This window comes from Citrobacter sp. KTE151, assembly GCF_000398845.1.
GTDB classification, from domain to species: Bacteria; Pseudomonadota; Gammaproteobacteria; order Enterobacterales; family Enterobacteriaceae; genus Citrobacter; species Citrobacter braakii.
Window position 1 is genome coordinate 776,453 of the sequence record NZ_KB976064.1, and the last position, 12,329, is coordinate 788,781.

At 47.7% G+C, this 12,329-nt stretch carries 14 protein-coding genes; 5 read left to right on the forward strand and 9 right to left on the reverse strand.

The genetic code is table 11. The features are described 5' to 3' along the window. Window positions 1-126 precede the first annotated feature (126 nt). From WC7_RS10955 to WC7_RS10945, 3 genes are all read left to right on the forward strand, one after another. The gene (locus WC7_RS10955; protein ID WP_016153637.1) at window positions 127-1,896 is read left to right on the forward strand and encodes a terminase ATPase subunit family protein; all 1,770 of its coding nucleotides are present in this window, start codon (window positions 127-129) and stop codon (window positions 1,894-1,896) included. 1 nt (window position 1,897) lies between these two features. Beyond that, on the forward strand, window positions 1,898-2,917 hold the full coding sequence (locus WC7_RS10950) for a phage portal protein (protein WP_016153638.1): 1,020 nt from the start codon (window positions 1,898-1,900) through the stop codon (window positions 2,915-2,917). 104 nt (window positions 2,918-3,021) lie between these two features. Then, the gene (locus WC7_RS10945; RefSeq protein ID WP_016153639.1) at window positions 3,022-3,441 is read left to right on the forward strand and encodes a hypothetical protein; all 420 of its coding nucleotides are present in this window, start codon (window positions 3,022-3,024) and stop codon (window positions 3,439-3,441) included. A 356-nt stretch (window positions 3,442-3,797) separates the two neighbouring features. On the opposite strand, the gene WC7_RS10940 is transcribed toward WC7_RS10945, so the two are convergent. The 9 genes from WC7_RS10940 to WC7_RS10910 all read right to left on the reverse strand — a co-directional run bounded on the left by WC7_RS10940 (window position 3,798) and on the right by WC7_RS10910 (window position 10,733). Then, window positions 3,798-5,636 (reverse strand): DUF7380 domain-containing protein, encoded by a 1,839-nt coding sequence (locus WC7_RS10940; protein ID WP_016153640.1) that lies wholly within the window; start codon window positions 5,634-5,636, stop codon window positions 3,798-3,800. 159 nt (window positions 5,637-5,795) lie between these two features. Next, window positions 5,796-8,084, reverse strand: a complete 2,289-nt coding sequence (locus WC7_RS10935; RefSeq protein WP_032947113.1) for a replication endonuclease — start codon at window positions 8,082-8,084, stop codon at window positions 5,796-5,798. Further along, the gene (locus WC7_RS0124565) at window positions 8,081-8,911 is read right to left on the reverse strand and encodes a DNA cytosine methyltransferase (protein WP_050566841.1); all 831 of its coding nucleotides are present in this window, start codon (window positions 8,909-8,911) and stop codon (window positions 8,081-8,083) included. Before WC7_RS0124565 ends, WC7_RS10935 begins: the two co-directional genes overlap by 4 nt. Beyond that, entirely contained in the window at window positions 8,908-9,189 is a 282-nt protein-coding gene (locus WC7_RS10930) for a DUF5405 family protein (RefSeq protein WP_016153643.1), read from the reverse strand. The genes WC7_RS0124565 and WC7_RS10930 overlap by 4 nt, the downstream gene beginning before the upstream one ends. After that, entirely contained in the window at window positions 9,189-9,488 is a 300-nt protein-coding gene (locus WC7_RS10925) for a DUF5405 family protein (RefSeq protein ID WP_016153644.1), read from the reverse strand. Before WC7_RS10925 ends, WC7_RS10930 begins: the two co-directional genes overlap by 1 nt. Next, window positions 9,488-9,712 carry a DUF2732 family protein gene (locus WC7_RS10920; protein ID WP_016153645.1) on the reverse strand — a complete coding sequence of 75 codons (225 nt, stop codon included), beginning with the start codon at window positions 9,710-9,712 and terminating at the stop codon, window positions 9,488-9,490. The genes WC7_RS10925 and WC7_RS10920 overlap by 1 nt, the downstream gene beginning before the upstream one ends. A 63-nt stretch (window positions 9,713-9,775) precedes the next feature. Next, entirely contained in the window at window positions 9,776-10,276 is a 501-nt protein-coding gene (locus tag WC7_RS10915; RefSeq protein WP_016153646.1) for a hypothetical protein, read from the reverse strand. Further along, on the reverse strand, window positions 10,273-10,443 hold the full coding sequence (locus tag WC7_RS26980) for a hypothetical protein (protein WP_016153647.1): 171 nt from the start codon (window positions 10,441-10,443) through the stop codon (window positions 10,273-10,275). The genes WC7_RS10915 and WC7_RS26980 overlap by 4 nt, the downstream gene beginning before the upstream one ends. A 14-nt stretch (window positions 10,444-10,457) precedes the next feature. Continuing rightward, window positions 10,458-10,733 carry a regulatory phage cox family protein gene (locus WC7_RS10910; protein WP_016153648.1) on the reverse strand — a complete coding sequence of 92 codons (276 nt, stop codon included), beginning with the start codon at window positions 10,731-10,733 and terminating at the stop codon, window positions 10,458-10,460. 119 nt (window positions 10,734-10,852) lie between these two features. Here WC7_RS10910 and WC7_RS10905 point away from each other — a divergent pair, with 119 nt between their 5' ends. Together WC7_RS10905 and WC7_RS10900 are read left to right on the forward strand one after the other, a co-directional pair. After that, entirely contained in the window at window positions 10,853-11,152 is a 300-nt protein-coding gene (locus WC7_RS10905) for a helix-turn-helix domain-containing protein (RefSeq protein ID WP_016153649.1), read from the forward strand. A gap of 96 nt (window positions 11,153-11,248) precedes the next feature. Continuing rightward, window positions 11,249-12,256: a phage integrase gene (locus WC7_RS10900; RefSeq protein WP_016153650.1), complete on the forward strand. Its 1,008-nt coding sequence runs from the start codon at window positions 11,249-11,251 to the stop codon at window positions 12,254-12,256. Window positions 12,257-12,329 lie beyond the last annotated feature (73 nt).

The following is a 12,329-nucleotide window of genomic DNA, read 5'->3' on the forward strand; positions in this document are numbered from 1 at the left end:
GTTTCCCGACTCCGCCCCGCATCAGCCACCGCTTGCAGACGTGAGATCCCTGATACAACAGGGGGTTAGCGATAATGCCCCGCTATTTCCTTAGCCTTGCCCCGTATTCACTGACACGAGGCAACCATGACCATTTCGACTGACCTCTCCCTTTTGCACGACCCACGACGACAGGCGCGCCTGCTGTTCTGGCAGGGGTTTTCCGTGCCACAAATCGCCGACACGCTGCAGGTCAAGCGCCCGACCGTGCAGAGCTGGAAACAGCGTGACGGGTGGGAGGAAACCGCCCCGCTTAACCGCGTGGAATCCACGCTTGAAGCGCGCCTGATTCAGCTTTATGCAAAGCCTGACCTCACGCCGCATGACTTCAAAGTCGCTGACTTTCTGTCACGCCAGATGGAACGGCTCGCGCGCGTCAGCCGCTACGGCCAGACCGGAAACGAGGCAGATTTAAATCCCAACATTGCCAGCCGCAACAAGGGTGAACGCCGCAAGCCAAAACGGAATTTTTTCAGCGATGAGGCTATCGAAAAACTCGAAGAGATTTTCTTCAGGCAGTCATTCGACTATCAGCGCCACTGGCACAAAGCCGGTATCGAGCACCGTATTCGCCACATCCTCAAATCGCGCCAGATTGGCGCCACGTTTTACTTTGCCCGCGAGTCATTGCTGCGCGCCCTGAAAACCGGGCAAAACCAGATATTTTTGTCGGCCAGTAAGACGCAGGCTTACGTGTTCCGAAAGTACATCATCGCCTTTGCGCGCATGGTCGAGGTCGACCTGTCAGGCGACCCGATTGTCATCGGCAACAACGGCGCAGAGCTGATTTTTCTCGGGACCAATTCCAACACGGCGCAGAGTCATAACGGCGACCTGTATGTCGATGAAATCTTCTGGATCCCCAACTTTCAGAGACTGCGTAAAGTCGCCTCAGGGATGGCGTCACAGTCCCACCTGCGCACCACCTACTTTTCAACGCCCTCGACGCTGGCACATGGCGCATATCCATTCTGGTCAGGTGAGCTGTTTAACCGGGGACGCGGCAGCGCCGCCGAGCGTGTCGACATCGATATCAGTCATAAGGCGCTGGCCGGGGGCGTGCTGTGCCCGGACGGCCAGTGGCGGCAGATTGTTACCATCGAGGACGCGCTCGCCGGGGGATGCACGCTGTTTAATCTGGATCAACTGAAACAGGAAAACAGCGCCGACGATTTCCGCAACCTCTTCATGTGTGAGTTTGTCGACGACAAGGCATCGGTATTCCCGTTCGAGGAGCTGCAGCGCTGCATGGTCGATGCGATGGAAGAATGGGAGGACTTTGAGCCGTTTTCTGACCGTCCGTTTAACTGGCGTCCGGTGTGGATTGGCTATGACCCGTCACACACCGGCGACAGCGCAGGCTGTGCAGTACTGGCTCCACCACTGGTTGCCGGTGGCAAGTTCCGCATCCTTGAGCGTCACCAGTGGAAAGGCATGGATTTTGCGACACAGGCCGAGGCCATCCGCGAGCTGACCGAAAAATACTGCGTCGAGTATATCGGCATCGATGCGACCGGCATCGGCCAGGGCGTTTACCAGCTCGTGCGCTCGTTCTTCCCGGCGGCGCGCGCCATTCGCTACACGCCGGAAATGAAAACCGCGATGGTACTGAAAGCGAAAGACACCATCAGACGCGGGTGTCTGGAATACGACGCCGGGGCAACTGACATCACACAGTCATTTATGGCTATCCGTAAAACCATGACCAGCAGCGGGCGCAGCTCCACCTATGAGGCCAGCCGCAGCGAAGAGGCCAGCCACGCGGATATCGCATGGGCCACCATGCACGCCCTGTTAAACGAGCCACTTTCCGCCGGTAGCGGCATGCATTCAACGTCAATTCTGGATATTAACTGACATGAAAAAACATCAGAAGAAACCCGCCACAACGACCGCCAGCGCACCGCAAAAAATGGAGGCGTTCACCTTTGGTGAACCTTCCGCCGTACTGGATCGCCGCGATATCCTCGATTATGTCGAGTGCATCAATAACGGGAAGTGGTACGAGCCGCCGGTCAACTTCTCAGGTCTGGCAAAAAGCCTGCGCGCCGCCGTGCATCACAGCTCGCCGATTTACGTGAAACGAAATATTCTGACGAGCACCTACATCCCACACCCGCTCCTGTCGCGTCAGGATTTCAGCCGCCTCGTGCTGGATTATCTGGTCTTTGCCAACGGCTATCTTGAGAAGCGCATGAGCGTTACCGGCCAGCTTTTAAAACTGGAAACATCACCGGCAAAATACACCCGCCGGGGTGTCGAGGAAGGTGTTTACTGGTACATATCGAGCTTTAACAACCCTCACCCGTTCGCGCCCGGCTCGGTATTTCACCTGCTGGAGCCTGACATCAATCAGGAGCTGTACGGCATGCCGGAATACCTGAGCGCACTCAATTCCGCCTGGCTGAATGAATCCGCCACCCTATTTCGTCGCAAGTATTACCAGAATGGCGCGCACGCGGGTTACATCATGTACGTCACCGACGCGGCACAAAGCAGCACCGACGTCGAGTCGCTGCGTTCTGCAATGCGCGATTCAAAGGGACTCGGGAATTTTAAAAACCTGTTTTTCTATGCGCCCAACGGGAAACCGGATGGCATCAAGATAGTGCCGCTGAGTGAGGTCGCCACGAAAGATGACTTTTTCAATATCAAAAAGGTGAGCGCCGCTGACCTGCTCGATGCGCACCGCGTACCGTTCCAGCTCATGGGCGGCAAGCCGGAAAATATTGGTTCAATGGGAGATGTTGAGAAGGTGGCACGGGTGTTTGTACGTAATGAGCTGACCCCACTGCAGGAGCGCTTTAAAGAGATTAACGACTGGCTCGGGATGGAGGTGATCAAATTCAAAGAGTACGCTCTCGACACCCCTGAATGATTACAATCAAGTCGCCACCTTGGCGGCTTGTTTATCATGATCGTCTATTCTTGATAACTGATAACCAATTACTATCAGTGGATTCTACAGGCTAAACATACAAAGTGATTAAGGCTGACAAATTGAAATTTCCCATGCTGTGTTTAATTTTTTGTGCTTCTGTTTCTGAGGCTCATGCAGAATACAATCTGGCGCCAGTACGTACTCAGGCGATTTGCGCAAGTGTTCTGAATCGCTTAGGAGTAAATGGCGATCCAAAAAAATTTGATGTCATTGCAAAAAACAATGTTACGGCTTACATCAAATACCGCAACTCACATGATTATGATGGCTACCAATACACTCCTGAAATACTCGCTGAAGACTATGCGTACTTTTTCCAAGAGTCGACGCAGGATCACGCTGCAGGAATGCAACAAGAAGTTAAAAGCAGCAATCTGGAGGAAGACTATGCTTGGGTTGCAGTACTAAAGCAACAATGGGATGGTTTAAGCTGCGAACAATTTGTTGACTTTAAAGGATAATCCGTCAATCAAGCCGCCATCCGGGCGGCTTATTCGTATCCACCACCATGACGCACCTGATGCGTTGTAACCCCATGCTCACAACTTAGCACCAACTAACCGACAAGCAAGCCGGTTGTGCCGTCACGACGCCCACGGACGCATAAAATTAAATGCTGTCACCATGTCTGGCGCGCAGTGCTATCCCCGCCTCGCCTGCCCGCTTAACATATCGCTTTTAATGCAGTTGCATGGTCACTACGAATCCGCGCCATCACTGGCGGCGTTAGGATAAAAAAAGTATATCCGACACATGCAAAATAAGGCGACCACTGCATGTGAAAAGATAAAAGTCAAAATACCTTAATTAGCTTTCATTAATCAGTTAGATAAGGTTCAACTTTATCCTCCCACACACTAAATAAAGGCAAACAAGTTAAATGAAAGATAAATAGGCAGGCAAAAATTGATGTTGGTAGGTAGCAATGGTTTATAGTATACCTACCGTGAGCCATCAGGTGCCTAATTGAAACTCCACCTTTCATATTAAACAATAAGTCCATAACCAAAACACGATCCGCTCCAAAAACATCTTCCATTTCTTTTCTAGAATTTGTAAGCATTTGAGAAAGACTCGTAGCTTCCTCAAGAAGCATCGGATCTATTTTCGTTGTTTCTTTATTCCTTGATTCTAAAACCCACCTCACTGAGTTTTCCAACTGAGGCAATAATAAATAACAGGCAGACATATAATCACCCTGCCAAAGTTTATAAAAACCCAAAGAAAATATTTCCGCATATCCAGGCGGAATAAAGCAACTCTGATGTGATATTGGGTCAAATGTATTTTCATTTAATGAGTATCTAGATAATACACTTCTCCTAACAACTTCAAACTCACCATGAACATACACCTGATGCTCAATATGACTAGTTCTCAAATAATGTGCACAGGCATCATCTAAAGTTATATCTCCTACTGGATCTAAAGGAGGGCGCCTTGCTACAACACGTCCCCTTTCATCATAAATACTTGTTCCAGCCAAACTAAAAGAAACATATCTTTTAGCATCAGAACGAGCTCTCTCTATAATTTCACTTGCACTAACAATCTTAAATCTAGCGATTAAAATTCTAATTGTTGCAGAGAGATTTGATTTTCTATAAATATGTTCTACCTCCGCGACAACATCACTGAGATCCATTGGCGCTGTAAAGGCATGCATTTCATCATTAATTAGGTCTCGAATGGAATCTAATTCCATTCTAATTTCTTTAACCTTTTCACTCATTCCACCGATTGCCCTAAACTCACCAAGAGCAACTCTTAACCAATGCGCCTTCAACATGGAAGATGAAGCCTGTTTAAATTGAGTCAACGTTACTTCTGATGCTTTAATTTTACATATTCTTCCTTGCTCTGCCACATCATTTTTAATATATAACTCAGCCGCAAAATAAAACAATTTTTTAACAGCATCAAAGTAAGAAGCATCACAATGCTCATCTGCTATATGTTCTGCATTCTCAGCCAATTGCAAATCACTTAACAACTTATTTTTATAAAGAATCTCAGAAATCCTTAACACACCGGTGAAAATACCAGAGTCTATCAGTGCATTATATAACCTAAGTGCAGATTCAACTATCATTCCTTGAAGTTGTTTTTTCCTGCTAATGAGCATGCGCGCTATTGACATGCCTCTTTCCAAGTTGTCGATAACATCAAAAATATGGATAGCTTCTGATTCTTTTTTTTCCAAAAATACATCACAGGCATCATTGACCATTTGAGAATATGCCTCAACTGCTTTATTAGCGGAGTCTATATCCTTACGGTTATTCATCCATAAAACATCACACACCCTTGATATAACGTAATAGTTGTCAGTATACTCTTTAATACAAGCCAATATGGTTGAAAACTCCTCCTTATAATCAGAAGGTCTATAACCTCGCTTAGGATAGAGGATTATTTTGGGCTCAAAACCAATAATATCACCCGTTCTTGAAAAGCTAAAATTGAACAATGACCGCAAAAAATAACAAAGCCTCCAAGAACTTATATCATTCACCGACTTATAAACCGGCAACAATTGAATAAAATAAGACTCCATTTCAAAATGAGAATGACTCCTAGGAGGAGTCAAAATACTATTGTATTCACTTTTCTCAAAATCATCTGCTGAAATTGAAAAAACCTCAAACTCGCTCATCCTTCATCCTTAAAACACTCAATGAACAACAATTACATTAAACAATACCAAACCGCAAACAAAAATCAAATACAGAAAAATTTTTACGGTTGAGATTCACCACATTTATGATAAAGATGTTTAATGTTTACAGAATAACATTACCACATTATGACTATATCATTTTTGATATTCTCCTAAAAAATCGGGCCAAGACTCATGAGTATGGTAAGAATATATCAGTCCTCCATAGTTTATTGTTGCCCCACGGGCTAATACCTCGATCTCCCATCGTTCCGGCGCAATACCATGGTGTGCGAGGTCAAACCTGATGCGTTGCATTTGGTCCCGTTGTGATTTGGTCAGGCGTCCTGATGGTGCTAATTCATCCTGTTTTAGCGATATCCCATTTCTTTGTTGCCAGCTCTGCGGTTTAGCCCCCACCTTTAACGCTTTCCTAAGCACCGTCACAACTTCGGGGTCATTCCATGCAATAACACCTTCATCAATCAGATTTAACACCGCTGCGGCTTGCTCAGACGGTGTAGATGCCATAACTGGTTCACCGCCTTCTGTAAGCTTTCCACAGTTATTGACAGGACTCCGAGGCGCGGCAGAGCCGCTTTTTAAGGTCAAAGGCTCAACGGCCAAAACCTTTGGAACAATGCGCCACTCTTCGGATCGCGTTACACGGATATGACCAGTGCCGAGGTGAGGGGCATAAATGCCGACCACTCTCTCGATATCTTCCTCATATTCGTTGACTTCATCAGTCACCTTACGGGCGACCCTGACGGCCTGCGCATCACGCGGCATGTTTGCCCCACCCTGCGCGATGATATACAGGTCAAATTCGCCTTCATCAGCAGCAGCCCGGACAGCCTCGACCCGGTCGTCAAATTCACTGGCGATACTCACGCCGCGTGGCAGCTTGCGCAGTTCACGGTAAGCGCCCATTGTCGGCAGGCCAATTGGTTTAAACTGCGGGATGCGCCATGTAGACGCCCATGCAGTCACAGCTGCAGCCGTATCTTTCAGAGGCTTGCCGGTGTCGTGGTCAAGCTGGCCGTCGAGTGCGTAGCCGTCGATATTTTTGGCAATGTATTTAGCAATATAACCCGCCGCACCGCCCTGATTAAGATGACGTGACTCAAAGCGCTGCTTTGCCGCGCCCTTTTCGTGCCCGTCCTCTTTGAGGGCATAACGACGCATAATTTCGTTAATGGCTTTACGTTGACTGGGTTTGCAAAACAGCATCATGTGCCAGTGTGGCGTCCCGTCGTGGTGCGGTTCGACGACACGCATCCCGTAAACCTCTAAATCGTTATCTTTGAAAGCGGTGCGGATCAGGCTCCAGATTCGGCAGAGATAGCGCTGGCCGTCTTTGGGGGTAAATGCGGTTTCATTCCAGCCGTGATTGAGCTGCACAGTTTTGTTTTCACCTTTGCCGACCTGTCGGGTCGGGTGATACTTCGATGGCGTGGTCAGCGTGATAAACATCCCCACGTCACCAACGCTGGCCGCGTAGCGCTCAATCCCAGCGATAGTGTTCATCAGTTCCATACGCCGTATTTCAGGGTTAGAAATACTCCCCATGACCTTACTGATGAGGTCGATACGTTCGCCGGTGACTTTGTTTTCCAACTCGCAGGATTTTAGGTATTCGAGATTAGCCTGGCGACGCGCGTGCACATCGCGGATCGCCATTTTGCTTGCGTAAGGTGAGCGGTCTTTGTTGACCTCACCAGCCGCGATGAGCAGCGCCTCGCGCCAGCGCATCCGCTGCGCCTTGAGCTGGCTGACCCACCACTCATCTTTTATCAGACGGGAAATAGCAGAAAATGCCATGCGGATCGTCATCTGACCCTTACAGTATTTTTTCCAGTACATCGGGGTGAAGTTAAAAGCGCGAGCAATACCGGCCACCTGACCGTATAAATGCGCCTGCGCCTCATCGGTGAATAAAGTTTCTTTCCCGCCGTGCGCCTCCTCCCATGCGTCGCTTAACTCTTCGTATTTGCTCCAGAGTTGGGAAGCAATTCTGGCCGCAAATTTTCTTAGCTCTTTGTCATTCATATCCGGCAGGCGTGCATACTCGTCACGCTCGGACAAAAAACCAACTGAGGCGGATTCATTCATCCCGCACATTTCATTAACACGCTCAAGACGCGGCAGCAGCTTGCGCTCAAACGTGTTTTTGAGGAAATACAGCCCACCCAAAGGGCTCTTTGTGCGGCGGATGAAGTTATAACGCGAGGTAAACAGCGTTTGCAGGAAAAACGGCAGGCGATCAATCCGGTTTAAAACACCTTGCACCTGACGGAGTTCGGCACGTGTAAGGGGTCTGTCGCGGCCAACAGCCTCGCGGGATTTATTCCACGGATAAGCACCGACAAAACTATCACCGGTGCTCTTAGAAATTGGCGGGGGTGGTGAAGGAGCTACGCGGCCACGAGTCATAATCGTCATGACTCGCACCCCGTATTAATTAAACAACACTCTGAAGCAGCATCAAGAAACGCTTCTACAAATTTAGCTGCAGCTTGCGGGACTATTGCGTTACCAAAACCGCGCAGTCGCTCCACCCTTGCGGATAACCCATCAAGAGTCTCGCCATAACCGGCAGGTAGCATTCTAACTTGACCATCTGCTCCTTCGTCGGGTCTCCATTCAGACCAAAAGTGTGAAGCCACATCTGGCGATAAAGAGTGTCGTTTCTCATCCTTCCATCCTTTCTGTAAAAAGACTTGCTCAGATTCCCTGTATCCTTGCCAGCTCGTGCTGTTACAGTCGCCCAGGGTCGCACCAAAGCAAATTCGCTCTCTTTTGTGGTACGCGCCGTCGATTGCAGCAGGCAAAACTGCCGCTGCGCAGGCGTAGTTTTCTTTTTCCAGCTCAACGAATAAATCATCGAGCCAGAATTTGTTAATTGCCGCTCTAACTTGCTCTCCAAACAAGACTGGAGGACGACACTCAATGATGAGCCGGGCGAAAGTCGGCGAGAGGTGTCGGGGGTCGTTTTGAGCGAGTTGTTTTCCGGCTGTGCTGAATGGCTGACAAGGTGGGCTTCCGGTCCAGCAATGGAAAGTGTCTGGCACACCAGCGAGGCGCAAAGCGTATGACCATCCGCCGATTCCGGCGAAGAAATGGCACTGCTTAAATCCTTTAAGGTCTGATGGGGTAACATCGGTAATACTCCTGTCATCAACGATTCCATGCGCAATTAACCCCGCATCGATAAGATTGCGAAGCCATTGCACAGCAAAAGGGTCATATTCGTTGTAATAAGCTGTCACTGGTTTGCACCGCCAGCCATGAAAGCATCGAGACACTGCTGACCCAATTGCTCAACTTGCACGTTTAAATCTGCAAAGCAGCGCGCGTCACCTGTCAGGATGCCGTGTAATAACAGACCAGATACGAGCTTGGAAATTGTTGGATAATAACCAATAACACCGAGCCACTCTTTACCGGCGCTCTTTCCTGATTTTGCGGTTTTCTTTTCCTGCAAAATAAATTGAAACTTGTCACTAGTGACGACGAAACGGTCGCCCACCTCAATATAAATTGGCATTATTTACCACCTTTCCGATTTAATTTTTTTAGCTCACACGCGCAATATGTAGATTGTTCAGCCATGAATTTTATTAATTCATCCGCCGTGGTTATTTTCTTGCGATAAATAGCACGTTTGACAATTAGGTCGACAACATCAGAAAACAGATTTAACTCATTCGAATAAATAGCGATAACTGACCCAACCATCAAGCCAGACTCTTTATCACTTTTGAGGTCAGACAGAGATAAATCACCATTTTTGAGAACGGCAACTTTTAACCAGCCATTGAGAATCACAGATTTCAGCACAGACATTAAACAGCCTCCCCACGGGCGAGACCTGCGTTATGAAGTACCGTTGATTCCTGGCTGAGTAACTCGACAATCTCAACACGCCCCAACTCCTGCGTAACGATATGTTGAATCAGTTTATCCAGATGAGATGAGAATATAGCCGCCGCGTCGGCCTGCGCTTCTGCTCTAGCCTGCTGAAGCAATAAAGAAAAATTGCTGCTTTGTTTTTCCGTTCCTGTAAGCATGCCTTTCTCCAGACAAAAAGAAGTCCCGCACAATCAAGTGCGTTTAAAATTTAGATTATTTAATTAATGCAAATATTGCTCAGGCTTTACCGATGTTAATATCGTCGGCGCATACTCAAACAGGCCAAATAATTCACGTAAAGCACGAAATAACTTTTCACGCCAATAACAAGACTCTTCATTAACACGCCAGTAAGGTTGATTAAACTCGACCTCACTCAATCCTGCATGTAAAAACAAAGACCGCCGTTGGCTAACCGTTAGAAAACTAATATATGCAGACTCACTTGAGCCAACCTGACGACGTTTAGAAAATGCAGCACGCAATTCATCGATAGCACATACCAGACGCTCCCGGTCTACGTCATTCATTTCTTCGAGACGCATCGTTGCGTGACGCTGTTTTAACTGTGCGTGGAAGCAAACAGTCAGCCGTTCACGTTCCATCATTTGATTGTAAAAATCACAGCTATCCTGCCAGCGGGGCGCTGCAAGATATTTACCAATCAGACTACGCAATCCTTCTGGCTGTTTGTCCACAATGGCAAGGGTCATAACCGTCATAACGATACCCCTCTGGATTTTATGAAGCGTTTAGCCATGGCAAAAAATCCCGGCTTACGGGTGCAGATGATGATGCCTTTACGCCCTTTACCATGAGTAATCTTGAACGTCATAGGGCGTGGGCTTTCATTACGCAGTAATTGAGCGATACAGCGAGGCTCTTTCATTTAACTTTCCTCCTTTATGCCCGCCCACCCAAACCAAGCCACATGAGCCAACCTTCACGAATTTCTTTCGGGCGGCTCTCATACGCCATTTTCATGCCGTTGTTCCATGCAGGAAGATAAACCCAATATTCTCCAGCTCTACCAGTTGCAGACTGTGGATCGGTCATCTCAACGATGGGTAATTTGCCCTTCTCAATCATCCCCTTAACAGCTGCAGGGCTTTTACCTATCAGGCGTGCAAACTCTTGATAAGGAACTGCGTCAGTGGCGCTCTCTAATGACTTCTTCATCTGGTACACTTCTCCGTTAGCGTTTTAATTGCTCTTAATGGCTTATAATTGCCTTTAATGAGACTACGAATGTGAAACACAAACTACGATACACGCAAAATTACGCAATAGGAGTAATTATGTCAATAGACGTTTCAGAGAAGCTAAAGCTTATGCGGGAGTCAGAAAGACTAAACCGTAAAGAAGTCAGCGAGTTAACTGGCGTACCTTACAGCTCACTTTCAAGCTATGAGAGCCGTTCAAAAAATGCAGGTGTAGAATCCATCATGAAAATTCTCCAACACCCTCGTTTCACGAAGTACACGATGTGGTTTATGACTGACCAAATAGCACCTGAAGCTGGGCAAGTTGCACCGGCTCTCGCGCACTTTGGGCAGCCGACAACAACGTCACCCCACTCAGACCAGAAAACTGGCTAACAATTTACGGCGCTTTTTTGTGCAGTAAATGCGCAGTGAGTTTTTGTTATTTAAATCAGGAAATTGAAGTACGCAGTAACATCATCGGGAGGCTTTATGTCTGTTAAAAAGCTCGATGATGGTCGATATGAAGTGGACGTCAGACCTGCAGGGCGCAACGGAAAGCGCATCCGCAGGAAGTTCGATAAGAAAAGTGAAGCTATCGCTTTTGAAAAACATACGCTATACAACCATCACAACAAAGATTGGTTGGCTAAACCGACAGATAAGCGGCATCTGTCTGAATTAACAAAAGTCTGGTGGGATCTGAAAGGTAAGCATGAAGAACACGGAAAATCCAATTTGGGTAAGATTGAAATCTTTACTCGGATTACTGATGACCCTTGCGCGTTCCAGATAACCAAAGCGCTTATTAGCCAGTACAGTATGACTCGCAGAGGACAAGGCATAAAACCAGCCAGTATTAACCGCGACCTTACCTGTCTGAGTGGTATGTTTACTGCGCTAATTGATGCTGAGTTGTTTTTTGGCGAACACCCTTTCAGAGGGATGAAAAAGCTCAAGGAGCAGAAACCAGAAACCGGATATCTGACGCAGGAAGAAATAACATTGTTGCTTGCCAATCTTGACGGGGACAACAAGAAAATCGCGATTCTCTGTTTAAGTACCGGCGCTCGATGGGGTGAAGCTGCGAAACTGAAAGCTGAGAACGTAATACAGAATCGGGTGACGTTCGTTAAAACAAAGACGAACAAACCGCGCACTGTCCCCATCTCTGAGGAAGTAGCTGTAATGATTGCGGGTAAGGGTTATCTGTTCCCTGATGCCTCATACCCGAAATTCAGGCGAACAATGAAAGATGTAAAACCGGATCTACCGGACGGGCAAGCAACTCACGCATTGCGTCACAGTTTTGCTACCCACTTTATGATTAACGGCGGGAGTATCATCACCTTGCAGAGAATACTGGGACATTCACGGATAGAGCAGACAATGGTCTATGCGCACTTTGCCCCAGAGTACCTTCAGGATGCTGTTTCACTCAATCCGCTACGTGGTGGTGTTGACACCCAGAGTGTCCACACTGTGTCCACAGTAGGGTAGTTTATTATGGCTTTCAGTGGTCTTGCGTGCCGCGCAAACCCGCATTGCACCGCTGAAAGCCCATGCTACCTAC

Excerpts from the sequence above, each read along its gene's own strand:
- WC7_RS10955 (WP_016153637.1), top strand. The coding sequence starts at position 127 with ATGACCATTTCGACTGACCTCTCCCTTTTGCACGACCCACGACGACAG.
- WC7_RS10950 (WP_016153638.1), top strand. The coding sequence starts at position 1,898 with ATGAAAAAACATCAGAAGAAACCCGCCACAACGACCGCCAGCGCACCG.
- WC7_RS10940 (WP_016153640.1), bottom strand. The coding sequence starts at position 5,636 with ATGAGCGAGTTTGAGGTTTTTTCAATTTCAGCAGATGATTTTGAGAAA.
- WC7_RS10935 (WP_032947113.1), bottom strand. The coding sequence starts at position 8,084 with ATGACGATTATGACTCGTGGCCGCGTAGCTCCTTCACCACCCCCGCCA.
- WC7_RS10930 (WP_016153643.1), bottom strand. The coding sequence starts at position 9,189 with ATGCCAATTTATATTGAGGTGGGCGACCGTTTCGTCGTCACTAGTGAC.
- WC7_RS10925 (WP_016153644.1), bottom strand. The coding sequence starts at position 9,488 with ATGTCTGTGCTGAAATCTGTGATTCTCAATGGCTGGTTAAAAGTTGCC.
- WC7_RS10920 (WP_016153645.1), bottom strand. The coding sequence starts at position 9,712 with ATGCTTACAGGAACGGAAAAACAAAGCAGCAATTTTTCTTTATTGCTT.
- WC7_RS10915 (WP_016153646.1), bottom strand. The coding sequence starts at position 10,276 with ATGACGGTTATGACCCTTGCCATTGTGGACAAACAGCCAGAAGGATTG.
- WC7_RS26980 (WP_016153647.1), bottom strand. The coding sequence starts at position 10,443 with ATGAAAGAGCCTCGCTGTATCGCTCAATTACTGCGTAATGAAAGCCCA.
- WC7_RS10910 (WP_016153648.1), bottom strand. The coding sequence starts at position 10,733 with ATGAAGAAGTCATTAGAGAGCGCCACTGACGCAGTTCCTTATCAAGAG.
- WC7_RS10905 (WP_016153649.1), top strand. The coding sequence starts at position 10,853 with ATGTCAATAGACGTTTCAGAGAAGCTAAAGCTTATGCGGGAGTCAGAA.
- WC7_RS10900 (WP_016153650.1), top strand. The coding sequence starts at position 11,249 with ATGTCTGTTAAAAAGCTCGATGATGGTCGATATGAAGTGGACGTCAGA.